General features: G+C 44.4%; 4 protein-coding genes. 1 reads left to right on the plus strand and 3 read right to left on the minus strand.

Features of this window, described 5'->3' with window-relative positions:
- Positions 1-71: 71 nt before the first annotated feature.
- Complete coding sequence (locus AACP44_RS08055; protein WP_339340006.1) at positions 72-3,551, minus strand: indolepyruvate ferredoxin oxidoreductase family protein; 3,480 nt, start codon at positions 3,549-3,551, stop codon at positions 72-74.
- Between the two features lie 219 nt (positions 3,552-3,770).
- Between AACP44_RS08055 and AACP44_RS08060 the strand changes: the two genes are divergently transcribed.
- Positions 3,771-4,247: an Lrp/AsnC family transcriptional regulator gene (locus tag AACP44_RS08060; RefSeq protein ID WP_339340008.1), complete on the plus strand. Its 477-nt coding sequence runs from the start codon at positions 3,771-3,773 to the stop codon at positions 4,245-4,247.
- A 17-nt stretch (positions 4,248-4,264) separates the two neighbouring features.
- Here AACP44_RS08060 and AACP44_RS08065 read toward each other — a convergent pair whose 3' ends face one another.
- Both AACP44_RS08065 and tdh read right to left on the minus strand, forming a co-directional pair.
- On the minus strand, positions 4,265-5,110 hold the full coding sequence (locus tag AACP44_RS08065) for a phytanoyl-CoA dioxygenase family protein (protein ID WP_339340009.1): 846 nt from the start codon (positions 5,108-5,110) through the stop codon (positions 4,265-4,267).
- Between the two features lie 4 nt (positions 5,111-5,114).
- A complete protein-coding gene (tdh, locus tag AACP44_RS08070) occupies positions 5,115-6,080 on the minus strand; it encodes an L-threonine 3-dehydrogenase (protein ID WP_339340010.1) in 966 nt (321 codons plus the stop codon).
- Positions 6,081-6,088 lie beyond the last annotated feature (8 nt).

Here is a 6,088-nt window from a genome sequence, read left to right on the forward strand (position 1 = left end):
TTCATGATGATCAAAATCAGGATGGTCAAAAACGTTCATAAGAGTTTCTCGTCCATGGACTTACGTTAGGTTTATGCCGCAACAGCAAGCGCATCAATAATTTCACCGCGCAACTGCTTTAACAGGATGTTTTTACGCTCAGAGACTGCCTCAACATGTTGAGCTTTAATATGACCATAGCCACGAATATGTTCAGGCATCAGAGCCAATTCAATAGCCGCCTCGTAGTTGGCCGGTGTTAGCTTTTCAATAATCTCAGCGATTAATTCTTCATAATCACTTCGCAGTTTTTGTTCCAGTTTTCGGTCTTGCGAATAACCAAAGGGATCAAAAATACTACCACGGAGAAATTTTAATTTTGCCAGACATTTAAAACCGATCATCAATAACTGAGGAAATTTTCGTTTAATGGGCAAACCGGTATCTACATCCTTTTTTGCGAGACCCGGCGGCGCCAAATGGAACTGCAACTGATAATCGCCTTCAAACTGTTGTTTTAAGCGCTGTAGAAAATCACCATTACTATAAAGCCTTGCAACCTCATATTCGTCCTTATAGGCCATGACCTTATAGAGATATTTAGCCACAGCCTTTGCCAAGCGGCCATCGCTATGCTTAACCTTTGTCGCTTCAACTTTCTGGACTTTGGTAAGGATAGACTGATAGTGGTCAGCATAGCCGCTATTTTGATAATCGGTTAAACGCTGGTAACGATCTACGGCAATCTCTTGAGTAGTTTCGAGCGGTTTAAAGGCCGACTTTATCTCGACATAATCCAGCACTTGCTCTAAATCGACAGCCGCACGACGCCCCCATAGAAAGGCTTTTTTATTAAACTCTACTGCCACACCATTTAGCTCTATGGCATGCTGCAACGCCGTAACGCTTACTGGCATATAACCCTTCTGGCAGGCATAACCAAGTAAAAACAAATTACTGGCGATAGCATCACCAAAAAGCTGGGTGGCTATTTCAGTCGCATTGATAAACCCTGTTTTATCTTCCCCTACCTCTTCGACAATGGACTTTTTCATATCATCTGCCGTGAAGCGCAAATCAGGATCAGTGATAAATTCAGCGGTCATGGATTGGTGATCATTAATAACGGCATAAGAACGATCTACATTGACCTTTGCCAGTGCTTCATCACCAGCGCTGACCACCAAATCACAGCCCAATAATAAGTCGGCATCGCCAGCCGGCACCCGCACAGAATTAATGGCTTGCTGAGATTTGCCAATGCGCACATGACTGACAACGGCACCAAACTTTTGCGCCAGTCCGGTTTGATTCATAGTGGCACAACCTTTACCTTCAATATGTGCAGCCATCGCTACTAATGCCGCAACAGCTAGCACACCGGTACCACCAATACCGGTGACAATAATATTCCACGGCTGATCATCAATAGCAGCAATACTAGGTAACGGCAGGCGAGCGAAGTCATCTGGCTTTTCTGCCAGCATCATGGAGCTTTTTTTCAGGCTACCACCTATAACTGAAACAAAGCTAGGGCAGAAACCTTTGACACAAGAATAATCTTTATTACAAGCGCTTTGATCAATTTCTCGCTTACGACCCAACTCGGTTTCTAGCGGTATCACCGACAGACAATTAGACTGGATACCGCAATCACCACATCCTTCGCATACTTCAGGATTGATTATAATTCTCTTTGGTGGATCGACTAACAACCCTTTTTTACGGCGCCGACGTTTTTCTGCGGCACAGGTTTGCTGATAGATTAAAACCGTGGTGCCAGCGGTTTCGCGAAGTTCTTTTTCAATACGAATCAGCTGATCGCGATGATCTAGACTAAAACCGTCAAAGTGTTCCAACTGGTCTTTATGCTCTTCGGGGTGGTCTGAAACCAGAGCAATACGCTGAACACCCTCCCCGCGCAATTGTAATAGCAGACTGTCAATCGATAGAGAACCATCAACCGCTTGACCGCCGGTCATTGCCACGGCATCGTTATATAAAATTTTGTAAGTGATATTAACCTTGGCCGCGACCGCTTGACGAATGGCTAATAAACCGGAATGAAAGTAAGTGCCATCTCCAAGATTCTGGAACACATGTTTGGTATCGGTAAAAGGTGCCTGCCCTACCCAGCTAACTCCCTCGCCTCCCATTTGACTGAAGGTATCGGCTCTGCGCGAGCCTTTACCCCAAGTACCCATATAGTGACAGCCAATGCCACCTAAGGCACGACTGCCCTCAGGCACACGTGTAGAGGTGTTATGCGGACAACCGGAACAGTAATGAGGAATACGCTCGAGATGTTTGCGGGGCTGAGTCAGCGCCTTTTCCTTTTTTTTATAAAGTGCCAGACGCTTATCGATAATCTCATCCCGGTAAAACCGATTAATACGAGCGGCAATCACTTTTGCCAGCATAGCCGGAGTCAGCTCACTTAAGTTAGGCAATAGATCATTACCCTGCTGATCAAACTCGCCAATGACCTGCGGACGACGTTCAACCGGCCAGTTATACAACTGACTGGTTAGCTGGTCTTCAAGAATAGAGCGTTTTTCCTCTACGACTAAAATTTCTTCTAACCCTTCAGCAAAAGCATGGGTAGCTACCGGCTCCAGCGGCCAGCTCATACCCACCTTAAAAATTCTCAGACCAATAAGACTGGCCTTAACCTCATCAATACCCAAATCCTCAAGCGCCTGCATAACATCAAGATGGGCTTTACCAGTGGTCATAATGCCAAGGCGTGGTCTGTCGCTATCAATCACGATTTTATTAAGACCATTAACACGGGCGAATTCACGGGCTGCATAAATTTTGTATTTATTCAGCCTGCGTTCCTGCGCTAATGGCTGGTCTGGCCAACGGGCATGGACACCATCTTCAGGCAGTGTGAATTGATCAGGGATAATAATATTGACGCGATTGGGATCAATCTCAGCAGAAATGGCAGAATCCATATTGTCGGTAATAGCTTTCATACCCACCCAGCAACCGCAAAAACGCGATAACTCCCAACCGTAGACCCCTAAATCCAATACTTCCTGCACATTGGCTGGGTTAAGTACCGGTATCGAAGCACCAATAAACATGTGCTCGGATTGATGCGGCAGGGTTGAGGATTTACTGGCATGGTCATCACCGGCAATAGCCAAGACACCACCATACTTCGATGTCCCAAAGGCGTTAGCATGTTTGATAACATCCATGCTGCGATCCATGCCAGGGCCTTTGCCATACCACATGCCGAAGACACCATCGTATTTGGCCTGCTCAAAAAGATTGACCTGCTGGCTACCCCACACTGCGGTAGCTGCCAGATCTTCGTTGACCCCAGGCTGAAAAGTAATATTGTGTTTATCGAGAAACTGTTGCGCCTTCCACATCGCTTGATCGACTGTACCCAGTGGCGAACCGCGATAACCAGAGATAAATGCGGCCGTATTGAGGCCGCGATTAGCATCCCGCTGATGCTGCAAAATAGGCAGCAATACCAACGCTTCTATGCCTGTCATATAGGCGCGTTTTGACTGCAATGTGTACTTATCGTCCAGCGACACGTTTAACGGCATTTCCCTTTCCCACACTGTCATCTAACGAGTAAATTCAAAGGCTGTTCACGTCCCTAATTGTAATGACCTAAACGGAAAATTTTTATTCCAAAAATCTTTCTACTTTCAAAATTATGAAATATTTATACACTAAATTTAATTTTAAAGAATAATATAACCTCTTGATAAATTTATTAAGTCTATAATAGACTAGGCAACCTTAATCAGGAGCACCACATTATGGGCACTAAACTGAGCTCCCAAGACATCCGCATTCTTGACCTACTGCAGCGTGATGCCAACCTTACCACTCAAGAAATCGCCGACCGCATCAATATATCTCAATCCCCCTGTTGGCGACGCATTAGTCGACTGGAGGAACAAGGCCTAATCAACCGCAAAGTAGCGGTGTTAGACAGAGAAAAACTAGGCATGGATATTGTGGTCTTTGCTACCGTCAGCCTCTCAAGCCAAGGGAAGAAAAACCTTCAAATTTTTGAGGATGAAGTGAAGTTACTACCGGAGGTTACCGAGTGTTATACCATGACAGGGATGTGGGACTTTATGTTAAAAATTGTGACTAAAGATACCCGCCACTACGAGCAGTTTGTTCGCGAATATCTGGTGAATCTAGACCATATTGGTGAAGTTCATTCTCATGTTGCTGTTACTGAAATCAAAAATACGACGGCACTACCTCTACAAACACAACTTTAGGCTCTGGTGTTGGCGTGTCAGTGCTTAAAATTGCCTAAGAGTTTATTAGGGTGGACTCCATCAACGTAACCAATAAAAGGAGGATGAATTGAATACCCCATAAGACGTCTTACCTCCTCACTTAACTTCATAGCATTTGTTTTTGAAACAGACGCTATCATGTTTTCTATTTGCCTTGCCCACCCGAAACAATATTGCGGGCTGACAATAAGTCTTGGTCTATCGGTATTATTGGCTCCGCCTCTGTGAATCAATGTTCCTTTAGCTAGCATTAAGGAACCTTCGTTTAATTCAACGACTTTTTTTCTGGTATCTGGAGCATGCCCTAAGTTACCACCAAGGACCCCTTCTGCATCAGAATCAATTAATTCGATATATTTTGTTAATTTATGCTTTGACCAATGATGACTGCCCGGTAGAACTTCTGTTGCACCATTCTCTCCATTAGTATCAGTTAACGCCCAGAAAGCACTGATACCGAATGAAGGGTGCGGCATTTCAATACCAATATAACCATCATCTGTATGCCATGGCTGAACGCTCTCCCCTGGCAAAAGATTAATGGCTATTAAAGCTGAAAGAAGCGCTGATTCACCCAACTCATCCCTGACAAATTGCATTACCAGAGGGTGATCTACCAAATTACCGAATATCTCAGATTTATTTAAAAGAGCATATATCCTATTTGTTTTATGCCCCTCAAAATTATTTCTACCTTTAATATCTTTTTTTAGGAAAGGCTGAAGGGCATTCAAATACTCAGTTAATTCATTACCAGATAGAACATCTTCGAATACAACATATCCTTCTCTATCAAACGCTTTTTTCGCTTCTTTATAATCCTTATTATTTAGCCGCGTCATTTTTTTATTCCCAATTTAAAATGACTTTACTGGCGACACCTTCATTTAATGCATCAAAACCCTGCTGAAAATCAGTATAATCCAAGCGATGTGTAATCAACGACCCAATATCCAAACCGGAATCGATCATGAGTGACATTTTTTGCCAGATTCCAGACATACCTCTGTTATAAATGCCCTTCAAAGTCAGCATATTAAAGATCACATTACCCCAATCTATCGCTAGTAGTTCATTGGGGGAACCTTGAATAGATACCTTGCCGCCGTAACACATATTAGCCAACAAATCTTTAAACGTCGAAGACTCACCCGGCATTTCCAGACCCACATCAAAACCTTCACCCATGCCAAGCTTGTGCCTGACATTAGTTAAATCCTCTTGAGTCGCATTAACAGCGTAGGTGGCACCGAGCTTTTTTGCTAACTCTAAACGTTGCGGATTAATATCGGCAACCACCACATGGCGAGCACCGGCGTGACGACAGACCGCAGCTGCCATGGCTCCAATAGACCCCGCACCGCTAATTAGAACATTCATTCCCAATACATCGTATTGCAGTACGGCTTGCACCGCATTGCCCAAGGGATCAAATAACGCCGCCACATCCAAATCGACATCCTTATGATGCTGCCAGACAGCGGCTGCAGGCAGCGACATGTACTCCGCAAAAGCACCGACGCAATCACAGCCCTCTGCGCATAAATGACCATCCTCAGTCGTAAAATTATTACAGCAATGACCATAAACCATGGGGCGTTCACTGGAAACAAGCTGTCCCAAGTAATACTCATTCACATTATCACCGATTTCTACAACCTCCCCCACAAATTCATGGCCAACCACCAGCGGTACTGGAGTGGTCTGCCGAGCCCAACCTTCCCAGTTGTATACACCTAGATCAGTATCACAGATAGCAGTCCGTTTTACTTTGATCAAAACATCATTGACGCCTATTTTTGGCTTTGGCACATCCTCTA

It is taken from the genome of uncultured Oceanicoccus sp., from assembly GCF_963968385.1.
Lineage (GTDB): Bacteria > Pseudomonadota > Gammaproteobacteria > Pseudomonadales > Dasaniaceae > Oceanicoccus.

Excerpts from the sequence above, each read along its gene's own strand:
- AACP44_RS08055 (WP_339340006.1), bottom strand. The coding sequence starts at position 3,551 with ATGCCGTTAAACGTGTCGCTGGACGATAAGTACACATTGCAGTCAAAA.
- AACP44_RS08060 (WP_339340008.1), top strand. The coding sequence starts at position 3,771 with ATGGGCACTAAACTGAGCTCCCAAGACATCCGCATTCTTGACCTACTG.
- AACP44_RS08065 (WP_339340009.1), bottom strand. The coding sequence starts at position 5,110 with ATGACGCGGCTAAATAATAAGGATTATAAAGAAGCGAAAAAAGCGTTT.